This is a genomic window from Mesorhizobium sp. WSM2561, from assembly GCF_000513915.1.
Taxonomy (GTDB): Bacteria; Pseudomonadota; Alphaproteobacteria; order Rhizobiales; family Rhizobiaceae; genus Mesorhizobium; species Mesorhizobium muleiense.
In genome coordinates, this window is record NZ_AZUX01000005.1 from 79,189 (window position 1) to 99,145 (window position 19,957).

Below are 19,957 nucleotides of genomic sequence, written 5' to 3' on the forward strand. Positions count from 1 at the left end.
GGATGACGTTCAAAGTCGCCATCATCGGCCGGCCTAACGTCGGCAAATCGACTCTTTTCAATCGTCTGGTGGGAAGGAAGCTGGCGCTTGTCGACGACACGCCGGGCGTCACCCGCGACCGTCGCGTCCATGCCGCCAAGCTCTACGATCTGCATTTCGACGTCATCGATACCGCCGGCTTCGAGGATGCTGCTGCTTCGACGCTGCCGGGCCGCATGCGCGCCCAGACCGAGATCGCGATCCGCGAAGCCGACCTGATCTTTTTCACCATCGACGCCAAGTCCGGGCTGATGCCTGACGACAAGACCTTCGCCGAGATCGTGCGCAAGTCCGGCAAGCCGGTTGTCGTGATCGCCAACAAGGCCGAAGCGCGCGGCGCCCAGGGCGGCATGCTGGAGGCTTGGGAACTCGGCCTTGGCGAGCCGATCCCGGTCTCGGCCGAACACGGCCAGGGCCTGCCCGATTTGCGCGATGCGGTGATATCAGCACTGGGCGAGGCACGCGCCTTCGACGAAGAAGAGGATGCCGACGAGGAGGCCGCCGCCAGCGAGGTGCTGATCGGCGAGGACATCACCGATCCGGATGCCGAGCCGAGCTATGACGATACCAAACCGATGCGCATCGCCGTCGTCGGCCGTCCGAACGCCGGCAAATCGACGCTGATCAACGCGCTGATCGGCGAGGAGCGGCTCCTGACCGGGCCGGAAGCCGGCATCACCCGCGATTCCATCTCCGTCGACTGGGAGTGGCATGGCCGCCGTCTCAAACTATTCGACACCGCCGGCATGCGCCGCAAGGCCCGGATTCACGAAAAGCTGGAAGTCATGTCGGTGCAGGACGGCTTGCGCGCCATCCGCTTTGCCGAGATCGTCATCATCGTGCTCGACGCCACCATTCCCTTCGAGAAGCAGGATCTGCAGATCGCCGACCTGATCATCCGCGAGGGCCGCGCGCCGGTGATCGCCTTCAACAAATGGGATATGATCGACCACCCGCAGGAACTCCTGGCGGAACTGCGCGAGAAGACCGAGCGGCTGTTGCCGCAGGCGCGCGGCATGCAGGCGGTGCCGGTCTCGGCCGAGACCGGGCGCGGCCTCGACAAGCTGATGGATGCCGTCATCAAGACGCACAGAGTGTGGAACAGCCGCGTCTCGACCGGCAAGCTCAACCGCTGGCTGGAAGGCATCCTGGCGCATCATCCGCCGCCTGCCGTCGCCGGTCGCCGGCTGAAGATCAAATATGTCACCCAGGCCAAGACGCGGCCGCCGGGCTTCGTCGTGTCCTGCTCACGGCCGGACGCGATGCCGCAATCCTATGTTCGTTACCTCTCCAACAGTCTGCGCGAAGCCTTCGACATGCCCGGCGTGCCGATCCGCATCGCCTTGCGCACCTCGGAAAATCCGTTCGCCGGCAAGGCGAAGAAGCGCCGCTGAGCGCCACGTCTTCCTGGTGCCAGCATCAGCTACGCTCCGCAGCCGGCTCGCCGGCAGCGGCGCTTTAATGGGCGGTGTAAGCTCCGTCCACCAGATGGTAGCTCCCGGTGATAAAGCTGGCCTGATCGGACAACAGGAAGCACACAAGAGCCGCTACCTCTTCCGGTTTGCCGCGCCTGCCCATCGGCTGAAGGGCTGCCATGCGCCGGGTGGTTAAAGTCTCCATTTGCTCCGATAGAAGAGGCGTTTCGATCCAGCCGGGGCCGACGACATTGATGCGGATGCCCATCCTCGCATATTCAATCGCCGCAACCTTGGTGAGTCCAACGACCCCGTGTTTCGCTGCCGTGTATGCGGACGCAGTCGGCAAGCCGACGGAACCGAGAATCGAGGACATGTTCACGATGGCGCCTCCGCCTCGATCCAGCATGGCGGCGATTTCGTACTTCATGCTGTAGAAAACGCCATTCAGATTGACGTTTATCAGCTGGTGCCAGTTGTCGAGCGGATAGTCTGCCGTCGCTTTTCGAACGCCGTCGATACCTGCATTGTTTACCGCCATATCCAGTCCGCCGCATTTCTGGACAGTGAACTCGATCAGCTTTTCGACGGCTGCCGCATCCGTGACATCGACCGCAAAGTCGTGGGCCCTGCCTCCTTGCGCGCTTATTTCGGCGGCTCTGCAGCGCGCGGCCTCGGCATCAAGGTCGGCGACAACAACCTCGGCTCCTTCTTGCGCAAGTTGCCGTGAAACAGCAGCTCCTATTCCGGAGCCCGCGCCGGTCACAATCGCGACTTTACCATGGAAGTCAGGCTTCATCGTTTCTGTCCTATGCCCATTGTGACATAACCGAACAGAGGCAGACGGTTATCGCAAGAAGTTTCGCTCCAATTCGCTTGTCAATCCTGTGAATTCATTTTGCCGCCACACAGCGAGACTTGGCCCGCAGGCCGTGGAATGGTAGAGACGACGGTGGCGGTAGATCGACCAGTTTCCTAGCAGGTAGAAATGAAAGAACACCACATTGCGCGCCGGGGGCTCGTGCTGGGTACTCTGGCTCTGATGGTCTCCGGATGTACGTCGACGTTACGACAGGTGACGGAGCCGATTTCATCCGCGTTTGGACCAAGAAGTGGCCTCAGTCCTCGTTACCGACGGCAGCATGTGCGGTACGACGGAAACGAGCCGCCTGGAACGATCGTCGTCGATACTTCGCAACGTTTTCTCTATTCCGTCGAGACCGACGGGTGGGCGACGCGCTACGGCGTCGGCGTTGGCGAGCAGGGACTTTCGTTCAAGGGTACAGCGACCATCGCCCGCAAGGCGGACTGGCCGTCGTGGACACCCACCGCCAGCATGATGAGGCGCAAGCCGCGCCTGGTGAAGTATGCAGGGGGGGTCCCTGGCGGACCAAACAACCCGCTTGGTGCGCGCGCCCTTTATCTCTATCGCAACGGGCGCGACACCCACTTCCGGATACATGGTACAAACGAGCCATGGACGATAGGCACAGCGGTATCGAACGGGTGCATCCGTTTGACAAATGATGACATCATTGACCTCTACGACCGTACTCCTTTGGGCACGACGGTGGTGGTTGTTTGATGGTGGGCAGGCCTGATCTTCGTTGGATGGTGCGCCCTGCCGGCACGTCACCGCAGAGGTGTCGCCTGCAACCGGGTGCCGAGTGTGTCATTTCTGCACTAGGCTTTGGTGTAGATCGCAGCTAACTTGGTGGGGCTGCATATCTTTTTATTTGTGGCGATTCTATAGGCTGTTCCGCCCCTGGGGAAAGGATTGCTTGATGAGCAGAATGTTGATTGTAATGGTTGCTACCCTCGCCGTTACCAGCCTGAGTGGCTGCGCGAACGGGATCGGTAAAGGAAAGGGGAAGGCTCCTCCGCCGGAACCCGTTGCCGTAGAAGAGCCCGTGATTAAATAAGCACCGGCTTTCGGAGATTTGGGGAAGGGCCGCCAGGCCCTTCCCCATCGATATGCAGGGGCCAAGGCCGGATTCGCAGCCTACATGCGGTTGGCGGGCAAAGGCTGGCACCAGGTCTGCCTCGGAGTTCTGGATGAGATGACGCTTGTAAGTGGCCGTTCAACAATTGTGGCCCTGCTCGCGCTTGTCGCGGCGTCATGTCAGTCGCAGGACAACAAACCCCAGCCGAGTTTTGTGTCCAATGAACGGGCACTGAGTACCGCGGCGATGCCGGCGCGCGCGGCCCAACGGCATTTCATCGAGTTCCGCTCCCGGTACGCCCTTACCTACGGCCATTCCTACGTGATTTTTGGACGATTGAACCAGGCGGGACGGATGGTCAACCCCGAAGTCGCGGGGCTCGCTCCGAAGTCCGATGATCCCAATGTCTATGTTCTCGGCCATGTGGCGCCCGTGCCAGCCACGACCGGGTGGACGGACGGCGACCTGGAAGATGCCTACCGGTCGGCAAGCTGGCGCGTTTTACTTACGGAAGCCGAATATAGGAAAGTCGTCGCGAGCATACGAAAGCTGCAGGCCAGCTCTCCGCTTTGGCACGCCTCGCTCTACAACTGCAACGCATTCGTAGCGGACATCGCCAGATCGATGGGGTATAAGACCCCCGGTACCTGGCTGCGGCCGCAACAATTCATAACCAAGCTTCGGGAGATGAACGGGGGTTGAAATGCGATTTGCAAACCCGCTTTCGCCTCATTCGCCCGGTCAACTCCGAAAGCAGCGCGCTCTGAATGTCTTCGGTCGACAATTCGGACGCTGGCATCGTTGCGACGGTTTATCGTGGTCCCAGATCGAGAAAAGGCTCCGGTGACCTGAAGTGACCATTTCTGTAGCTTCACTTGGCGAGATCATTTGGGTGATCGGCCTCGTTGCCTGGTATGTGATCCGGTATCCCTTCGAGCGCCGGGCAAGGCGCGTGCGAATTGTAGCTGGCGGCCGCTCAACTTCCGACACCGTCGGGCTTGCATCGGCTCTCCTTGGCTTGGCGATCCTGCCTGGCTTCTATGTCGCCACCGGCATCCCCGCAGCGGCTGAGCATCCGGCCAGCGTGTGGTCGGTGGCGCTCGGAACCATCATCTTCTGCTCCGCGCTGTGGATTTTTCGCATGTCCCACAAGGAACTTGGCCGTAACTGGTCGATCACGCTCGAGATTCGCGAACGGCACGAACTGGTCAGCGCCGGGCCATACGCCCTGGTCCGTCACCCGATGTACACCTCGTTCCTGCTTATGGGGCTCGGCCAGCTCTTTCTGCTGCCGAACTGGGTTGCGGGCATATCCGGTTTGATTGGTTTCGCCGTCCTTTTCCTGCTGAGAGTGGACAAGGAAGAGCGTATGATGCTGGAAACTTTAGGCTCGCAATACCGTGCCTATATGGAAAGGACCAAGCGAATAGTCCCTTATCTTTATTAGAGGTCGTTTGATGCGAGGCCGAGCCATCAAGCTTTCGGCGCCCCGGCGCCTTGTTGGCGATCTGATGAGGTTTTCGATCGGCGTGCCACGCGTCGCGGTGCAGCGTCAGATGAACCTCGGCCCATTGGTAAGGGCTAGAAGGGCGCAGCAGACCAGGCCCTCGTGGACCGCGATCTTCCTGAAAGGATATGCGCTTCTCGCCCTGGAGATGCCGGAGCTGCGGCGCGCCTATGTCAAATTGCCCTGGCCGCAGCTTTACGAGTATCCGGCAAGCGTGGCCTCGATTGCCCACGAGCGCGAATATGATGGCGAGCCGGCCGTTCTGCTGAGCTGCATCAAGTGCCCGGAGCGCTACTCCATCACGGAACTTGAGGGGTCCATCCACGCGGCTCGATCACGGCCGATCCTCGAGGTCCCGGAGTTCCGGCGTGCGTTGCGGATGGCAGCTGCGCCCGCGCCAGTCAGGTGGCTGCTTATGTGGCTAGGGTTGAACATCGCCCGGCAAAGGGCAAATTACTTCGGTACCTTCCAACTGTCCGTCTATTCTGGTCTCGGTGCGGAATCACTCAACCCGCTGACACCATTGACCACGCTTCTAAACTACGGTCCGATCGGCAACGACGGATCGGTGAATGTCCGCATCCACTACGATCACCGGGTCATGGATGGAGCGAATGTCGCGCGAGCACTGGAGCGATTCGAAAAGATCCTGAACGGCACTGTCGCCAATGAAGTGATGCTGCTCGGTCAGGGTGTTTCCGCTCCTGCAAGACGGAGGAACGCGACGTGATTTCGCACAGTGGATTGCGGCCGGCCGTCGTCGTGATTGGCGGCTCGGGTGGAATTGGCCGGGCAATTGCGGGCGTCGCTGCACGGGAGCACGGCGCGGTTGTGCTGATTGCCCGCTCGCCCGAGGGTTTGGCCGCCGCGGCGTCCGAGGTTCGGGAGGCGGGTGGCGAGGCATTCACGCTCGAGCTGGATCTCGTGGCAGGCGATGCGCCAACGCGCCTGGAGGGCTTTCTGTCCGCACACGGCCTGGTCTGTGATGTCCTGGTCAACAGCGCCGGCTATGGCCTGCGGGGCGCGGCGACGGCGCTGCCTGTTGATGGTCAACTCGGCATCATCGATCTCAACATACATTCCCTCACAGAACTGACCCTCCATTTTTTGCCCGGAATGGTGGCGCGCCGACAGGGCGGGGTGCTCAATCTCAGTTCCGTGGCCGGGTTCCTTCCCGGACCTTATATGGCTCTGTACTTCGCCAGCAAAGGTTTCGTGCGCTTCTTCTCAGAGGCGCTTCACCAGGAATTGCGCCGAACCGGTGTGACGGTCACATGCGTGGCACCAGGCCCGGTGTCGACGGAGTTTCTCGCAAGGTCAGGCGCCAATCAGACGGTGCTCTTCAACGTCTTGCCCAAAGTGGATGCGGAATATGTGGCCGAACGTGCGTGGCGAGGGTTCAGATCCGGTCGTCGCCTCGTCGTGCCGGGAATCTCGGCCAAGTTGGCTGCCCTTGCGGCATCGCTCCTGCCTTCCGCAGCGCTGCTGCCCCTGGTCGGCCGGCTGCAACGCGGCGGCAATGACCAATGTCCTTGCGGTTCAGGTATGAAGTTCAAGAAATGCTGCGGTGCCCGCCAGATCCAGCTGCGCCGGGGCCCTCGGGGAATTGTCCCCTGACCGGACCAGCACGCCACCGAAAAACCTCATTGAAGCAAGAGACCGCTCGCCGATGGCGGGCCGTTAAGTATGTTCGTGGCATCGTCGTTAAGCATGTTCGTGGCTTAGAGGAGGCTCCTCCATCTCCGAACAGCGCTCTGCGGAGTGGTTAACGGGACCGTTGGAGCCGTTTCCAACAAAAGCCTTTGAAATGATTGGCGCTGTCGACCTCCGTTAACGCCCCATCAAGGTTAATGCATCATCGTGCCTCTCCAGTGGGGTCCGTTGCGTTTCTGGAGAGTTCCGTGCATCGACGTGTTTTGAAGCGGCTTGTCGCTTTCGCCGGTGAGAAAAGACGTTCCTTTCTGTCTCCTCTGGTCATTGGACTTGGCATTTGGGTCGGCTTTCCCAATGTCATCGCCTACCAGGACATGACGAGCCTGGTTTCGGGCCTCAAGGCGCCGAACGCCCGCTGGAACGCCTATGTCGAGAAATCCGTCGCCGGCTCGGTCCATGCCGCCGAAATGCCTTTCCTCGATTCCGACACCACCGGCTCGATCTCGGGTTCCGGCGTCCGGTTGCCCGGCATCGGCGCCGTGTCGTTTCGCGGCAAGGGCAGCGTGGCCAGCACGACGCCCGACGAGGACCGCATCATGCGCGCCGACAAGAAGGGCCGCATCATCATCGTCTCGCCGGTCGCGCCGCCGAAGAACTTCAATGCCGGCTCGGTGTTTGAGCGCACCTCCTCGCTGCTTCGCCGGAGCATGGACAGCGGGCTGAAGATGGCGTTCGCCAAGCCCGAGATCAAAGGCAAGGAGATCCAGATTGCCGCCGCGTTCCATAGGCGCGTCGACAAGAAGCCGGATCCCGGCGTGCCGGCCATGCTGGCCTCGCTGGTCAACAACGACCGCCCCGACGTCCTGGCGACCGCATACGCAGCGGCCGCGCCTGACTATGCCCAGGCTTCGCCCTTCGAGGCCTTGCTTCAGGACGAGCAGCCGAACGATGGCCGCTTCATTCCGCCGGTGGCCAAGGGCGATCATTCGTGGATGCAAACTCCGCTGCCGGCGAGCGTCTTTTCCAAAGCGGAACAGACTTGCCTCGCCAACGGCATCTATTTCGAGGCGCGCGGGGAATCGGTGCGCGGCCAGGCCGCCGTCGCCCAGGTCATCCTCAATCGCGTTCGCAATCCGGCCTATCCGAACTCGATCTGCGGCGTCGTCTATCAGAACGACAAATGGTTCAACCGTTGCCAGTTTTCCTTCGCTTGCGACGGCAGGAAGAAGCGCATCCAGAGTCCCGCCCACTACAAGACCGCGCAGGACATCGCCATGGCGGTCACTGCCGGCAAGATCTTCATCGCGGAAGTCGGATCGTCGACTCATTACTACGCCAACTACGTCAACCCGGGTTGGGCGCGGACGATGAAAAAAATGACCAGGATCGGCCTGCACATCTTCTATCGCACTTATGGCGGCGGCTGGAGCTGAGCGCTCCGGCAAGGCCCCGGGCACGGCCGATCGAAGACCTGTCGCCGCAGGGATTCGGCCGCGGCACGCCAGCGGCGGTAGCGGGCACGATGTCGCACCCTGGCAAGCTCTTGATTTTCATGGGAAAAATACTTGACGCTGAAGTCCTGCCCGTGGCTTGACGGGCGGGGACCCTCTAACTATGTTGCCGGCGACTTAAGAGCGGACGGACGGTGACGATCTGACCGGGCAAGGGGGTTGCGATGGCCGACAAGAATGGGCCAGACGGAACCGGAGAAACCGGCCGCGGCAAACAGCGTCAAGCCGATATCCGCGACGACGATCTTGAGCGCCGCCGGCGCGACCTTGAAGCATCGCTTGCGACAAGGCGGCCGGACCGGCTCGAGGGGAAAGACGACGCGAAAGCGGGCAGTGCGGCCGGATATGGCCAGGCGCTCAAGCTATCCAGCGAATTCATCGCCGGGATAGTGGTTGGTGCCGGTCTTGGCTGGATCATCGACCGTGTGGCGGGGACATCGCCATGGGGTCTGATTATTTTTTTGCTGCTCGGTTTTGGCGCCGGCGTGCTCAATGTCCTGCGCTCCGCGGGACTTATGGCGGAATTCGGACAGGGCGACAAAGCCCGCGATCCGAAAGAATGACTTGAGGCGCCGCTTGCCGGCGCAGTGAACAGGACACTAAAGCCGCGCGCGGCTTTGATGGGGATTTAAAGTGGCTGCTGACAAGGTCGATCCGATCCACCAGTTCCATATCAACAAGCTGATTCCGATCGAGATCGGCGGCTACGACCTGTCGTTCACCAATTCGGCGCTCTTCATGGTCGCGACCGTCGCCGTCGCCTCGGCGTTTCTCTATCTCAGCACCTCGAGCCGCAGCCTCGTTCCCAGCCGTCTTCAGTCGGTCTCGGAAATGGCCTACGAATTCGTCGGCAACATGCTGAGGGACGCAGCCGGAACCCAAGGCATGAAGTTCTTTTCCTTGGTATTTTCGCTGTTCATGTTCGTGCTCGTTGCCAATCTGCTCGGTCTTTTTCCATATTTCTTCACCGTCACAAGCCATATCATCGTCACCTTCGGCCTTGCCGCGCTGGTGATCGGAACCGTCGTCGTCTACGGATTCATGAAGCATGGCCTTGGTTTCCTGAAACTGTTCGTGCCGCATGGCGTGCCGGTTTACCTGCTGCCGCTGGTGGTGCTGATCGAGGTGATTTCCTTCGTTTCGCGCCCGGTCAGCCTCTCGGTTCGTCTGTTCGCCAACATGCTGGCCGGCCACATCACGCTGAAGGTGTTCTCGGGCTTCGTGGTGAGCTTGAGCGCGCTTGGCACGCTCGGCATTGCCGGATCGGTCCTGCCGCTGGCGATGGCCGTGGCGCTGACGGCGCTGGAACTGCTGGTCGCCTTCCTGCAGGCCTACGTCTTTGCCGTGCTGACCTGCATGTATCTGAACGACGCCCTGCATCCCGGGCACTGACCCAGGTTGACCCAAGAGTTTCCGGCCCTGCTGCCGGGATAGAAATCGCAACGGAATTTTTAGATCCAAAGGAGTTGAACACATGGAAGCAGAAGCAGCAAAGTTCATCGGCGCCGGCATCGCATGCCTCGGCATGGGTGGCGCCGGTATTGGCCTTGGCAACATCTTCGGCAGCTATCTGGCGGGCGCATTGCGCAACCCGTCGGCCGCGGATGGCCAGTTCGGCCGCCTGATCTTCGGCTTCGCCGTGACTGAAGCGCTGGGCATCTTCTCCCTGCTCATCGCGCTTTTGGCCCTGTTCGGCTGAGCCCCTGTTCGGCTAACATTGGGAATTGGAACGGCCGGCCGCAAATCGGCGGCAGGCCTGACATCAGGGGATAGTCCATGTTCGTGACATCTGCCTTTGCGCAAGAGTCCGCGCCTGCCGTCGAAGGCGGCCATACCGGCACGGAAGGCGATACGCATTCCGGCACCGGTGTGCCTGCCGAGGCGCACGGCGTGTTCCCGCCATTCGATCCGGCGACATTCCCGTCGCAGCTTCTGTGGCTGGCGATCACCTTCGGGCTGTTCTACCTGTTCCTGAAGAAGGTGGTGATGCCGCGTGTTGGCGGCATCATCGATGTCCGCAACGACCGCATCACCCAGGACCTCGGCCATGCCGCCAGGCTGAAGGGCGAGGCCGATGCCGCCGTTGCCGCCTATGAGCAGGAACTGGCGGAGGCCAAGACCAAGGCCAATGCGATCGGCCAGCAGGCCAACGATGCCGCCAAGGCGGAAGCCGAAGCCGCCCGCAAGAAGGTCGAGGCAGCGCTTGACCAGAAGCTTGGCGAAGCCGAGGCTCGCATTTCGACCATCAAGGCCAATGCCATGAAGGAAGTCGGCACGATCGCCGAGGACACGGCTTCGGCAATCGTCGAGGCGCTTGTCGGCGGCAAGGCCAGCAAGGCCGAGATCGCGGCAGCCGTCAAATCCGTGGCCCGGTGAGGAGCGCATCATGGACGCCACATCACTCGCGACGCTTTGGGCCACCGTTGCCCTCGTCATTTTTCTGGGCATTGCCGTCTACGTCAAGGTGCCTAAGCTGATCGCCAAGGCGCTCGACGCCCGCGCCGACAAGATCAGCAACGAGCTTGAAGAAGCGCGTCGGCTGCGCGAGGAGGCCCAGCAACTGCTCGCCCAATACCAGCGCAAGCGCAAGGAAGCCGAGCAGGAGGCCGCCGACATCGTCGCCGCCGCCAAGCGCGAGGCCGACATGCTGGCTGCCGAGGCGCACAAGAAGACCGAGGACTATGTCACCCGGCGCACCGCGCTTGCCGAACAGAAGATCGGTCAGGCGGAGCGCGAGGCGATCGGCGAAGTGCGCGCCAGTGCCGTCGATATCGCCGTCGAAGCCGCCCGCACGCTGCTCGCCGCCAAGATTGACGCCAAGGCGGGCGCCGACCTGTTCCAGGCCTCGCTTCAGGACGTCAAGTCCAGGCTGAATTGAAGGCAATAACGGTCGTGTAATCGAAGCCGCCTGGGCAACCTGGCGGCTTTTTTGTTAGGCGAAAGCGGCTGAGCGTAATCTCCCCCTTGAGGGGGAGATGGCCGGCAGGCCAGAGGGGGTAGCCGCGCGTGAAGCGCCAACCTTCTCTTTTGTCCCACATGGCGTCGCGCCTGCCGAGACGACCCCCTCTGTCGCCTTCGGCGACATCTCCCCCTCAAGGGGGGAGAAAGTGCTCAATCCAGACCGGAAAAACTCTCTTCGTCCGGCACCTCGGTGCCGCCAAGCCGGAACGGTGCGAAGGACGCGCGGTGCAGCCGCGCCACCGGTCCATGCACCTCGATCGCCGTGCGATGGCGGACCGTGGCGTAGCCCATATGGAGCTCGAAACCGTAAAGCGCGTGATGGCTGCCGCAACCGCACATCATGCGGTCGCGCATCACCTTGGCGACGATCGAGGCGGCGGCGATCGACTGCGAGCGCTGGTCGCCCTTGATCAGCGCTCTGCCTTCGCATGGCAGTCCGGGCGGCACGTCGCGGCCGTCGGCCAGGGCCAGCTTTGGCTGCACCGAAAGCCCGACCAAGGCGCGGCGCATCGCCTCGAGGCTGGCCTTGAGAATGTTGCTGCCATCGATGCCTTCCGCGCTGACCGAGGCCATCGACACGGCAAGAGCGGAGCCGAGGATTTTCAGGAACAGCGCCTCGCGCTGCAGGTGGCTGAGGCGCTTGGAATCGTCGAGGCCGTCTGGAATGTTGGCGGGATCGAGCACTACCGCGGCCGCGACGACCGGCCCGGCGAGCGGCCCGCGCCCGGCCTCGTCCATTCCCGCCACCGGCCACAGGCCCTCGGCCATCGCCTTCGTCTCGAAGGAGAAATCGGGTCTCTCAACGATTTCGAAGAGAAGCGGAGAATCAGAACGCGCGCGAGCCATGTTGCGGCGAGGTTCGCATCGGCTCCGATTCTCCGCAACCCCCTCCGGGTCGGGTGAGGCACCGGACCCGGAGGGCACCGTCTGCAAGCCCGGGGACAGGACAGGCCGGACGGGATTTTTTTCGTCTGCCGTCGGCGTCGGCGGCAGACGATGTCTTCACAGCAGCATCAGTTGCTCGGTTGCCTTGGCTGCGGCGACGAACTGGTCGGTCCTGAGCGACCGCCGCTCGGCGTTGAGGCCAAGCCGTTTGGCGGCGATCTCGAAGCGCCGGCCGATCTGCCAGGCATAGGGGCCGGAGCCTTTCATGCGCTTGCCCCATTCCGAATCGTAATCCTTGCCGTCGCGCATCGAGCGGATCAGCGACATGACGTGACGGTAGCGGTCCGGATAATGACGCAGCAGCCAATCCTTGAAGATCGGCGCGACCTCCAGTGGCAGGCGCAGCAGGACGTAGCCGGCCTCGCGCGCTCCTGCCGCGCGTGCCGAATCGAGGATCCGTTCCATCTCCTGATCGGTCAGGCCGGGGATGATCGGAGCGACCATGACCGAGGCCGGAATGCCGGCATCCGAAAGCTGCCTGATCGCCTCCAGTCGCTTGGTCGGCGTCGACGCGCGCGGCTCCATCGTTCTGGCCAGCATGCGGTCGAGCGTCGTCACCGACAGCGCCACCTTGGCCAGCCCGCGTTCGGCCATGCGCGACAGAATGTCGATGTCGCGCGTCACCAGCGCGGATTTGGTGACGATGCCGACCGGGTGGCCGCGCGCCTCCAGCACTTCGAGGATCTCGCGCATGATCCGGTACTGCTTCTCGATCGGCTGATAGGGATCGGTGTTGGTGCCGATGGCGATGGTGCGCGGCTGGTAGCCGTCCTTCGACAATTCCTTGTCGAGCAGCCGCGCCGCATCCGGCTTGGCGAACAGCTTCGATTCGAAATCCAGTCCCGGCGACAGGCCCATGAAGCTGTGCGTCGGCCGCGCGAAGCAATAGACGCAGCCATGTTCACAGCCGCGATACGGGTTGATCGAGCGGTCGAAGGAAATGTCGGGCGATTCGTTGCGGGTGACGATGGTGCGCGGCTTCTCGACCTGCACCTCGGTCTTGAACGGCGGCAGCTCCTCAAGCGAATTCCAGCCATCGTCGAACACATGCCTGCTGACCGGTTCGAACCGGCCGGATGGGTTGATGCCGGCGGACCGGCCGCGATTGCGCTCCGGACGGATACGGACGCCACTCTGCTCGATCATTGCATTGGCCATCTCGGCTCTTCCAGCCCCGAAGGCAGCAATGTCGGCACGCACGATCTGTTCCATTTTCGCCCTCTCCCAGGGACTGTCGGCTGGCTGTCGAATCGCTCTGTTCATGAAAATAATCCTATTTTATCCGTCGGAACAAAGCAAGAACATTTTTATGGGGCGACGCAAAAACTGGCGCTGCGCCCGGCTTTCCGCTATTCGGCTAACGATGCTCAGCGTTCTCATCCAGACCCTGAATGACGAGGAAAGACTTGCCCGCACGCTCGCTTCGCTGATCGGCGGCGCGGTCGAGGGCGTGGTGCGCGACGTCATCATCTGCGACACCGGCTCGACCGACCAGACGCACCGCGTTGCCGAACATGCTGGCTGCCTTTATGTGGCGAGCGGCGGCATCGCTGCCGGCATCAGGCAGGCCAAGGGCGACTGGCTGCTGCTGCTGGAGCCGGGCGCGCGGTTGGGCGAGGGCTGGATCGACGAGGTCGTCGCCCACACCGCCAGGCAAACCATGCCGGCGCGATTCTCGCGGGCCCGCGGTAGCCGCGTCCCGTTCCTGTCGCGGGTGTTTTCGGGAAGCCGGGCACTGGCCGAAGGGCTGGTGATCAGCAAGCGTCAGGCCGCGGCCTTATCGAAAAACGCCCGCAGCGCCGAGGCCATCGCCCGCGGCCTTGCGACCAAGAGGCTCGACGCCGAAATCTGGGTGGCGCCGGTGAAGTGATGGTCGTCTCTTTGCCGGCAAGCGGGCGAGGGACGGTCGCGTCGTTTGCTGCGGTAATTCTCCGCCGAGGTCGTCTTCTACGAGACCGCAGTTTATCCGGGGTTAGGCGGGGTGATGTGACGCTTGTATCGGGTTGCCGACCTCTGTGTATTGCGTAAAGCCCGTAAAGCCCGTATATTCCGGAACAAAGGAGCCTCGCCGATGACCACCACCGTCACCGCCGCCGCCGTCTCGAAAAACTTCGGCGCCTACCAAGATGCCGCGGTCCGCGATCCGGTCATCATCACCAAGAACGGCCGCCCGCGCACCGTGTTGCTGGCTTACGAAGATTTTGTCCGGCTGTCGAAGCGCGATCGGCGGGTCGAGTTGACAGCAGAACTCAGCGCGGACGAAATCGCCGCGGTCGAAGCCTCCGAAATGGATCCGGGTCTCGACCATCTCAATGAGGAACTCAACGGGACAAAAAGCCTGACAGCAAAAAATGCTGCCGGCTGAAATCAAAGTCGGCCACGTCTTTCGTTATTCTTATCTCTGGCATTGGCAACACCGCGAGGGGCGCGAGGAAGGCGACAAGGATCGGCCCTGCCTCGTGCTGGCGCTGGTTGCCATGCAGGAGGACGGCTCACCGGTCGTCCGGGTCCTGCCGATCACCCACACACCGCCGTCCGATCCTGATGATGCCATTGAGATCCCGGCCCCCGTCAAGCTGCGCTTGCGGCTTGACGGCGAGCGGTCGTGGGTCGTTTTGACGGAAAGCAACCGGTTCGCTTGGCCCGGCCCCGACATCCGGCCGCTGCAGACGGAGAGCGGCTATTATGGACCGCTGCCGCCGGCGTTGTTTGCCGCCGTCAAGCGCCGGTTCATCGTCATCGCGACAGGCCAGGCGCACAAGAGCACGCCGCGCACTGCGTGACGCATCAAGGACGAGGCTATCAGTAGCGAGGGCTGTCATGCTTCCAGGCCAGAACCTCCTCGGCGGTGACGGGCTTGGCCCTGGACCGCGCGGCGCGGACTTCTTCGATCAGGGCGCCCAGGTCGTTGATTTTGGGAATTCGGCTCAGTTTCGCGATCGGTTCGTTGCCGCGCGAAATGATGACTTCTTCGCCGGCTTCGACCTTGGCCAGCAGATTTGACAGGTGTGTCTTGGCCTCTCCGACCTTGACAGTGATGGTCATGGTTCTCTCCTGAGGTCGCGCGTCAGAGCCGTCGTCGAGCGGCGTGTGGGCAGAACGGCAATCGGGAATTTTAGACGACGGTAGCGCGATTTTCCGTGTTGGTCCGTGTTGGTCAAGGCTTGATCTTACGACAATTATCCGGAGCGATTGAAGCAAATTGGATCAGCCGACGAACTCCTGCATGCGGTGATGGCCGGACATGATGGAATCCGCATTGGCGCGATTCGTCGGAGGAATGCATATGCTTGTCGTCCTGCGGGAAACTCGCGATACTCGGCGAGATTTCGGGGAGATTGCCGATGAATATATCCAAATTCGTTCGTATCGCCTTGCTGGCAGCCGCCTGGTCAGTGCCGGCGATCGCGGTGGCGCAGGAATCGTCGCTTTGGTCGGTTTATGAGAACACACTCAAATCGGCCAAGTACATCGATCTGACCCACGCCTTCGAGCCGGTGCAGCCGGTATGGCCGGGCTTCGCCAATGCCAGGTTCAAGCCGGCTGTCGCCGGGAAGGACATCGAGGGCTACGTCAAGGCCGGCGAAGAGTTCACTTACGGCAAGCACGGGTTTGTCGCGACTGCCTACGAGTTGGCGACGGACCAATATGGCACGCAGCTCGATCCGCCCTCCCACTGGAACCCGCTCGGCGCAACGATCAGCGACCTGCCGGCCACCTATGCCGTGCGGCCGCTCGTCGTCATCGACATCAGCGGCAAGGTGCGGACTGACGAAGGCTATCACCTTCAGGTCGCCGACGTAGAGGAGTGGGAAAAGCAGCACGGCCGCATTCCGGAAGGTTCAGTCGTCTTCGTGCGTTCGGATTGGTACAAGAAATGGTCCGATGCCGCCCGCTTCAACCAAAAACCGTTTCCAGGCGTCAGTTTGGACGCACTGAAATTCCTGCATCTGGAGCGGAAGATCTTGTTTCATGGTCATGAGCCGCTCGACACCGACACCACGCCCAATCTCGAAGGCGAACACTGGCTGCTTCACAACGATTTCACCCAGGCAGAAGGCGTTGCAAATCTCGACAAGGTGCCAGAGGCCGGTGCGTTGGTCACAATCGGCTTCGCCAAGCCGCTCGGCGGGTCAGGCGGATACGCGCGTTACATCGCTATTGCACCCGCCGACTGGACGGAGGGCGTCTCGGTCACCGAAGCGCCTGGTGCGCCGCTTTCCCGGCAAACCGCGCCGCTCAAGCGCGACGAGAACGGCGTCTTCCGTCCGACGCCCTGATAGTAGACGATATCATCGGGGCGGCAGGGCCGTGGCGCGTCCCATCCACGCGATTTGTGGCGCAAGTCGGGACAAAAGGTTCAGACGACCAGCCCCTCCGGCGCTCGCGAAAACGTGACTGTCCCGATGATAGCCATCACAATTGCTGGCGCTATCGTGGCACGTGCGCCAATCCTGCCACGGGAGACAGCCTTGCTCCGCCTGTCCGCCGTTGTTCTGCTGACTGTGGCTTTCTGGCCGTTCGCCGCTTCGGCCCAGGAAGAGCCGCCGCCGTCGAGATGCGTTGCGATCGCTGAAGCGCTGCCGTCGGCCACCTTTGCCAGCTTCACAGCGCCAAACGCGCAGACGTCTCGGCTGGCCCAGGCTTTCGTCGACGGCGACGTTACGATCACCTATGCCGGCCATTCGACCTATGTCATCGAGACACCCGCCGGCGTCAGGATCGCCACTGACTTTTCTGGCGTCTATGGCGCCGACCCGCTGCCGCGCGTCGTGACTATGAACAAGGCCCACCGCACCCACTATTCGGACCATGTCGATCCCGGCATCGAATATGTGCTGCGCGGCTGGAATCCGGACGGCGGTCCGGCGCGTCACGCCGTTGTCGTAGACGATGTCTATATCCGCAACGTGCCGACGGATATCCGCAATGGCGGCGATCTCGGCAAGGACGGCAATTCCATCTTCATTTTCGAAGTGGCTGGACTCTGCATCGGCCATCTCGGCCATCTGCATCACCGGCTGGAGGACACGCATTACGGCGCCATCGGCCGGCTCGATATCCTCATGGTGCCTATCGACGGCGGCATGACGCTGTCGCTCGACCGGATGACTGAAATCACCGCGCGGCTCTATTCCTCGATGATCCTGCCGATGCATCGCCATTCGACCCCGATCAGTGAATTCACAGGCAGGATGGGCGATGATTTCGCGGTGGAATTCCTCTCCGGCCGATCGTTGACGGTCTCACTGAAGACGCTGCCCGACCGGCCCACGATCATCATCCTCGAAGGGGTCTGATCGCTTCGGCTCGATCCAATCCGCCATGCGTGGCCTCTTGCTAACTTGTCTTGGTGCCGCCGCGCCGCAGATGCTCGTCCAGGCGCGGCATGATCTCGACGAAGTTGCAGGGCATGTGCCGGTAGTCGAGCTGCGGCTTCAAAATGCCGTCCCAGGCGTCCTTGCAGGCGCCGGGCGAACCCGGCAGCACGAAGACGAAGGTCGCGTTGACGACGCCGCCGGTCGCCCGGCTCTGGATCGTCGAAGTGCCGATCTTGTCGTAGGAAATGCGGTGGAACACTTCGGAAAAGCCGTCCATGCGCTTTTCGAAGATCGGCTCCAGCGCCTCCGGCGTTACGTCGCGGCCGGTAAAGCCGGTGCCGCCGGTGGTGATGACGACATCGATCGCTTCGTCCTTCGACCAGTTCTGAACCTTGTCGCGGATTTTCTCGCGGTCGTCGGTGACGATGTCGCGGCCGGCGAGAATATGGCCGGCCTCGACGATGCGGTCGGCCAGCACCTGGCCGGATTTGTCGTCGGCAGGGCTGCGCGTATCGGAAACGGTCAGCACCGCGATGCGCACGGGAATGAAGGAACGGCTTTCGTCAATCCTGGCCATATGCGTCAGGCTCCGATGTCATGCTTCGCGTCGCGGCGACGAACCAGTCGGGATGGCGGCTGCGGATATCGACGGCGGCGCGCTTGGCAACATTGCCGGTCTCGAACAGCCCGAAGCAGGTTGCACCGGAACCCGACATTCGCGCGAACCCCGCTCCGGCCTTGTTGAGCACCGAAAGCGCCTTGCCGATAACCGGTTGGATCGCCCGTGCCGCAGGCTCGAGATCGTTGCGCGTGATCTCCAGCCAATTGCGGATGCTGTGGAAGTCGAGGCTGCGCGGCAGCGGCGGCAGTCCCTCATTGTCGCGATGGGGAAGCGCATTGAACACCTCGGCCGTGGAGATGGCAGTGCCGGGATTGACGAGAACCAGCCCAAGTGCGGGAAAGCCCGGCACGGCCGACAGTTCGTCACCGACGCCGCGCGCGATCAGCGGTTTTGCCATAAGGCACATGGGAAGGTCGGCGCCCAGCGAGAGGCCGAGCCGCGCCAGGTCGGCATCGTCGAGGTCCAGCCTCCATATCTCAACCAGCCCGCGCAGCGCCGTTGCGGCGTCGCTCGACCCGCCGCCGACCCCGGATGCGATCGGCAGGTTCTTTTCGAGCTTGATTGCGACCGGCGGCGTATGCCGCGGACCAGCCTGCTTTCGCAGCGCATCGCGCGCTTTAACGACCAGATTGCTGCCTTCGAGCGGGACTGCGGAGGCATATCGGCCCGACACGAAAAACCCGTCGCTGTCGGCGAGCTCGATGTCAACCCGGTCGCCGAAACGTGTGAACACCGCCAGGCTCTCGATCGTGTGATAGCCGTCAGCGCGCCTGCCGGTGACGTGCAGCGCGAGATTTAACTTGGCATGCGCATGCAATGCCCGGACCCTATTGCCGGAAGCCACTGTCTCAGTCACGAGGGGGATGATGTCAGTCCTTGGCCAGGCGGTATTCGCCGGTCTTCGGGTCCCTGACCAGCGTGCCCATTGTGCCGTTGCTAGCCTGCTTTTCGGTGCGCCGTATCTTGGCCGTCACGCGCTCGGCTTCCCTGACGAAGGAGCGATAGCCGAAATAGGCGAGCAGGCCGACTGCGATAAAGAAAATGATTTGTGGCATGTCAAACTCCTCCCTCGCAAGGCCGACTGCGGCGCCGGTCGGGCCGGTCAAGCTTTCAAGTTAAACGCTTTCGCCGGTTTTTCAAAGCCCGAAGCGCGCCCACAGCGCGCGCTCTTCCGCCGCATCGATCACGCCGCTTGCGGCAGCAGCGGCGATCTCGGGCGCCGAAAAGCCGCCTCTGCTTGAGCCGAACCAGCCGAAGCGGCCGAACAGGCCGCGCGGCGCCGTGATCAGCTTGAGCTGGGTTTTTGGCCCGAAACGGGCCCTCAGCACGCTGCGCATATCGCCGAGCGCATCGACAAGGCCGAGTTCCAGTCCCTTCTTGCCGGTCCAGAACAGGCCGGTGAACAGGTCCGGGTCGTCCTTGAGCTTGGCCCCGCGCCGGTCCTTGACGAGGTCGATGAAGGTCTCGTGGACCTCGAGCTGCAGCGCCTTCAGCCGCTCGATATCTTCCTTCTTCTCTGGCTTGAACGGATCGAGCACCGCCTTGTTCTGGCCGGCCGTGTGGACGCGGCGCTCGACGCCGATCTTCTTCAACAGCTCGGGAAAGCCGAACGAGGCCGACACAACGCCGATCGAACCGACGATGGACGACGGATCGGCAAAGATCTCGTCGCCGGCGACCGCGATCATGTACCCGCCCGACGCCGCCACGTCCTCGACGAAGACCAGGACCTTTTTGTTCTTCTCGCTCGCCAGGTCACGGATGCGTCTGAAGATCAGCCGCGACTGCACCGGCGAGCCGCCCGGCGAATTGATCGAAATGGCGACGGCGGGCGCGTCGAAGGAAAACGCCTTCTCGATGGGGCCGGCGGTGGATGCCAGCGACAGGCTCGGCCGGAACGGGCCGCCGCCGGGCATGATGGTGCCGTGCAGCCGGATGACGGGAATGGTGACGATGTCGGAGCGCCAGGATTTCGGCAGCAGGCGGTTCAGGAAGCGTTTCACGGGGTCTCCGGTCAAAATTGGCTTGAAGGCATGTAGG

26 protein-coding genes are annotated in these 19,957 nt (G+C 62.3%); 18 read left to right on the forward strand and 8 right to left on the reverse strand.

All coding sequences use genetic code 11. From position 1 onward, the window contains the following. Positions 1–2 precede the first annotated feature (2 nt). Positions 3–1,433: a ribosome biogenesis GTPase Der gene (der, locus tag M727_RS0108305; protein ID WP_027152290.1), complete on the forward strand. Its 1,431-nt coding sequence runs from the start codon at positions 3–5 to the stop codon at positions 1,431–1,433. A 64-nt stretch (positions 1,434–1,497) separates the two neighbouring features. Here the strand turns inward: der and M727_RS0108310 are convergent, their stop codons facing one another. Further along, the gene (locus tag M727_RS0108310; protein WP_027152291.1) at positions 1,498–2,253 is read right to left on the reverse strand and encodes a glucose 1-dehydrogenase; all 756 of its coding nucleotides are present in this window, start codon (positions 2,251–2,253) and stop codon (positions 1,498–1,500) included. Between the two features lie 189 nt (positions 2,254–2,442). Here M727_RS0108310 and M727_RS0108315 point away from each other — a divergent pair, with 189 nt between their 5' ends. From M727_RS0108315 to M727_RS0108365, 12 genes are all read left to right on the forward strand, one after another. Continuing rightward, the gene (locus M727_RS0108315; RefSeq protein ID WP_027152292.1) at positions 2,443–3,039 is read left to right on the forward strand and encodes a L,D-transpeptidase; all 597 of its coding nucleotides are present in this window, start codon (positions 2,443–2,445) and stop codon (positions 3,037–3,039) included. 199 nt (positions 3,040–3,238) lie between these two features. Further along, positions 3,239–3,376 carry an ABC transporter gene (locus M727_RS42965; RefSeq protein WP_084646669.1) on the forward strand — a complete coding sequence of 46 codons (138 nt, stop codon included), beginning with the start codon at positions 3,239–3,241 and terminating at the stop codon, positions 3,374–3,376. 138 nt (positions 3,377–3,514) lie between these two features. Beyond that, entirely contained in the window at positions 3,515–4,099 is a 585-nt protein-coding gene (locus M727_RS0108320; protein ID WP_027152293.1) for a hypothetical protein, read from the forward strand. 157 nt (positions 4,100–4,256) lie between these two features. After that, positions 4,257–4,844, forward strand: coding sequence for a protein-S-isoprenylcysteine O-methyltransferase (locus M727_RS0108325; RefSeq protein ID WP_027152294.1), 588 nt, complete (start codon positions 4,257–4,259; stop codon positions 4,842–4,844). Between the two features lie 10 nt (positions 4,845–4,854). Then, positions 4,855–5,634, forward strand: a complete 780-nt coding sequence (locus tag M727_RS0108330) for a hypothetical protein (protein WP_027152295.1) — start codon at positions 4,855–4,857, stop codon at positions 5,632–5,634. Further along, positions 5,631–6,521, forward strand: a complete 891-nt coding sequence (locus tag M727_RS0108335; protein WP_027152296.1) for an SDR family NAD(P)-dependent oxidoreductase — start codon at positions 5,631–5,633, stop codon at positions 6,519–6,521. The genes M727_RS0108330 and M727_RS0108335 overlap by 4 nt, the downstream gene beginning before the upstream one ends. Positions 6,522–6,805: 284 nt before the next feature. Next, positions 6,806–7,990, forward strand: coding sequence for a cell wall hydrolase (locus tag M727_RS0108340; protein WP_027152297.1), 1,185 nt, complete (start codon positions 6,806–6,808; stop codon positions 7,988–7,990). Between the two features lie 242 nt (positions 7,991–8,232). Next, positions 8,233–8,631: an AtpZ/AtpI family protein gene (locus tag M727_RS0108345; protein WP_027152298.1), complete on the forward strand. Its 399-nt coding sequence runs from the start codon at positions 8,233–8,235 to the stop codon at positions 8,629–8,631. 70 nt (positions 8,632–8,701) lie between these two features. Continuing rightward, entirely contained in the window at positions 8,702–9,460 is a 759-nt protein-coding gene (locus M727_RS0108350; protein ID WP_027152299.1) for a F0F1 ATP synthase subunit A, read from the forward strand. Between the two features lie 82 nt (positions 9,461–9,542). Next, the gene (locus M727_RS0108355) at positions 9,543–9,767 is read left to right on the forward strand and encodes a F0F1 ATP synthase subunit C (protein ID WP_023799397.1); all 225 of its coding nucleotides are present in this window, start codon (positions 9,543–9,545) and stop codon (positions 9,765–9,767) included. 77 nt (positions 9,768–9,844) lie between these two features. Further along, the gene (locus M727_RS0108360) at positions 9,845–10,444 is read left to right on the forward strand and encodes a F0F1 ATP synthase subunit B (protein ID WP_027152300.1); all 600 of its coding nucleotides are present in this window, start codon (positions 9,845–9,847) and stop codon (positions 10,442–10,444) included. Between the two features lie 10 nt (positions 10,445–10,454). Beyond that, positions 10,455–10,946: a F0F1 ATP synthase subunit B gene (locus M727_RS0108365; protein WP_027152301.1), complete on the forward strand. Its 492-nt coding sequence runs from the start codon at positions 10,455–10,457 to the stop codon at positions 10,944–10,946. A gap of 233 nt (positions 10,947–11,179) precedes the next feature. On the opposite strand, the gene M727_RS0108370 is transcribed toward M727_RS0108365, so the two are convergent. Beyond that, positions 11,180–11,875 (reverse strand): ribonuclease HII, encoded by a 696-nt coding sequence (locus M727_RS0108370; protein WP_027152302.1) that lies wholly within the window; start codon positions 11,873–11,875, stop codon positions 11,180–11,182. 156 nt (positions 11,876–12,031) lie between these two features. Beyond that, complete coding sequence (locus M727_RS0108375) at positions 12,032–13,186, reverse strand: PA0069 family radical SAM protein (RefSeq protein WP_027152303.1); 1,155 nt, start codon at positions 13,184–13,186, stop codon at positions 12,032–12,034. 151 nt (positions 13,187–13,337) lie between these two features. Here M727_RS0108375 and M727_RS0108380 point away from each other — a divergent pair, with 151 nt between their 5' ends. From M727_RS0108380 to M727_RS0108390, 3 genes are all read left to right on the forward strand, one after another. Next, positions 13,338–13,844 (forward strand): glycosyltransferase, encoded by a 507-nt coding sequence (locus tag M727_RS0108380; protein ID WP_027152304.1) that lies wholly within the window; start codon positions 13,338–13,340, stop codon positions 13,842–13,844. 201 nt (positions 13,845–14,045) lie between these two features. After that, positions 14,046–14,339, forward strand: coding sequence for a type II toxin-antitoxin system Phd/YefM family antitoxin (locus M727_RS0108385; RefSeq protein ID WP_027152305.1), 294 nt, complete (start codon positions 14,046–14,048; stop codon positions 14,337–14,339). After that, complete coding sequence (locus M727_RS0108390) at positions 14,326–14,757, forward strand: mRNA interferase PemK (protein ID WP_027152306.1); 432 nt, start codon at positions 14,326–14,328, stop codon at positions 14,755–14,757. Before M727_RS0108385 ends, M727_RS0108390 begins: the two co-directional genes overlap by 14 nt. A 19-nt stretch (positions 14,758–14,776) precedes the next feature. Here the strand turns inward: M727_RS0108390 and M727_RS0108395 are convergent, their stop codons facing one another. Next, complete coding sequence (locus tag M727_RS0108395) at positions 14,777–15,019, reverse strand: type II toxin-antitoxin system prevent-host-death family antitoxin (protein ID WP_027152307.1); 243 nt, start codon at positions 15,017–15,019, stop codon at positions 14,777–14,779. A 299-nt stretch (positions 15,020–15,318) separates the two neighbouring features. Between M727_RS0108395 and M727_RS0108400 the strand changes: the two genes are divergently transcribed. Beyond that, the gene (locus M727_RS0108400; protein ID WP_027152308.1) at positions 15,319–16,254 is read left to right on the forward strand and encodes a cyclase family protein; all 936 of its coding nucleotides are present in this window, start codon (positions 15,319–15,321) and stop codon (positions 16,252–16,254) included. A gap of 192 nt (positions 16,255–16,446) precedes the next feature. Further along, positions 16,447–17,274 (forward strand): MBL fold metallo-hydrolase, encoded by an 828-nt coding sequence (locus M727_RS0108405; RefSeq protein ID WP_245268504.1) that lies wholly within the window; start codon positions 16,447–16,449, stop codon positions 17,272–17,274. 40 nt (positions 17,275–17,314) lie between these two features. Here M727_RS0108405 and moaB read toward each other — a convergent pair whose 3' ends face one another. The 4 genes from moaB to M727_RS0108425 all read right to left on the reverse strand — a co-directional run bounded on the left by moaB (position 17,315) and on the right by M727_RS0108425 (position 19,920). Continuing rightward, on the reverse strand, positions 17,315–17,872 hold the full coding sequence (gene moaB, locus M727_RS0108410; RefSeq protein WP_027152310.1) for a molybdenum cofactor biosynthesis protein B: 558 nt from the start codon (positions 17,870–17,872) through the stop codon (positions 17,315–17,317). Beyond that, the gene (locus M727_RS0108415; protein ID WP_245268505.1) at positions 17,859–18,734 is read right to left on the reverse strand and encodes a 4-(cytidine 5'-diphospho)-2-C-methyl-D-erythritol kinase; all 876 of its coding nucleotides are present in this window, start codon (positions 18,732–18,734) and stop codon (positions 17,859–17,861) included. The genes moaB and M727_RS0108415 overlap by 14 nt, the downstream gene beginning before the upstream one ends. 52 nt (positions 18,735–18,786) lie before the next feature. Next, entirely contained in the window at positions 18,787–18,972 is a 186-nt protein-coding gene (locus tag M727_RS0108420) for a membrane protein (protein WP_027152312.1), read from the reverse strand. Positions 18,973–19,053: 81 nt separating this feature from the next. Continuing rightward, positions 19,054–19,920, reverse strand: a complete 867-nt coding sequence (locus M727_RS0108425) for a S49 family peptidase (RefSeq protein WP_027152313.1) — start codon at positions 19,918–19,920, stop codon at positions 19,054–19,056. Between the last annotated feature and the right edge of the window lie 37 nt (positions 19,921–19,957).